Annotated in this window: 1 protein-coding gene; it reads left to right on the top strand. The window is 35.5% G+C overall.

The genetic code is table 11. The annotated features are described in order from the left end of the window. Positions 1–1,426: 1,426 nt before the first annotated feature. On the top strand, positions 1,427–1,592 hold a 166-nt coding region (locus B371_RS22620), incomplete at its 3' end, for an ATP-binding cassette domain-containing protein (protein ID WP_040681101.1).

The raw sequence follows: 1,592 nt of genomic DNA on the forward strand, positions 1-1,592 counted from the left end.
TGATTTAGTGTTGACATACCAAAGAAGGCTCGCTATTTGTGTTGTTTATTAAGGATATTAACTTTCAGGTGGTCTTCCGATGATTTCCAATCAAGAATCTTTAATACTTTCCCCATTTATGGCTTGAAAGAATGAAAACCCATAAAAAATTTATATTTTCTTGTTAACTAAGAAAGGGACGAGCGAAACTTAGCTCGTCCCTTTTATTCTTGAGGTTACAGTGCAGTAAGATTGCCGGCTAACCGCGACCCGGAAACCGAAGTCGATACAGGTTAGAAAATTATTTTCTACTAGCACACAAATAATTAGTAATTCTTTAAAAGAGTCGGGCGAACTTTGAGCCAGTTTTTCTTACTGGCTGACTTTTGATCATCTAATTATAAGGGTTTATAACGGGTTTATAACTTATTTAATTGAAAAAGAAAATTTTCCAAGCTGACAACTATATTGGGGGTGTATGTTTCAGTGAGTATGTAAATTATATTGGAATATAATAGTTATTTACTGATGAGTGGACGAAAAGTAGTCTTGAGTGGACGGAAAGTTATGATGAGTGGACGAAAAGTAGTCTTGAGTGGACGGAAAGTCGATCTGAATGGACGAAAAACTGATTTGAGTGGACGAAAAGTTTTAAACTTGCTGCACACTTGTTAAAACATAAGCGTGTATATGAAATTGAAGAGCCATGAACATAGTGTTCGAGAATACGGAGACTAATATTATGAAACGGATTATCTATCCGTGATAACTCTGACTAATCCGATTAATGTGACGAGTTACCCTGCTGTAAATTGAAACTAAAGAACGATGGTTTATTACATAGGCAAATGAAAGTATCGATATAATCCATTTTTAATCCAGGTAGCTGAAAGAAACTATTCAACCTTAAAAAATGAAGAAAAGGCCGAAATAGTATCTTCGGGCGCCCCTCAATATAAAATCAGTGTCTTTTCTCACATCAACCCAAATCAAAAATACGATATACCCATTGGTTGAAGGGTCGCGTCGGACGCAAACCTGCCGCAAGATTGCCTGTAAGAAAGAGATGGAGCGAAGTGAAACTTCCGCTCCTTCTCTCTTATTCTTAAGGTTGTGATGCAGTAGGTTTACAGGCTAGCCGCGACCCGGAAACCAAAGTCGATACAGATTAGAAAATTATTTTCTACTACACACAAATCTTTCACATAGAATCGTATATAGACATAGATAGAAAAAATGTGCATAGTCGAGAATTAAATACACATGTAATAGAAAAAAATTTAAAGATTAAAAAGTCTTATTGATGGCATAGGGAGTAGAGTTATAGTACATAATTCATATTTAAAATTTTCTAAAAAGTTAAATAAATACATTGACTTGAGCGCTTGCTCATTTGTATAATCGTGTAAACGATTACAAAAGTGTAAAAAGTAATGGAGGAGATATGATGGCAATGTTAACTGTAGAAAATGTCTCACTTCAGTTCGGTGGAATTAAAGCATTAGATAATGTTAGCTACCAAATTGAAGAAGGTGAAATTTTCTCGCTAATCGGACCTAACGGAGCCGGGAAAACTAGTATGCTCAATTGTATTAGCCCGACTTTCGGCTTGA

This window comes from Paenisporosarcina sp. TG20 (genome assembly GCF_000286315.1).
Classification (GTDB): domain Bacteria; phylum Bacillota; class Bacilli; order Bacillales_A; family Planococcaceae; genus Paenisporosarcina.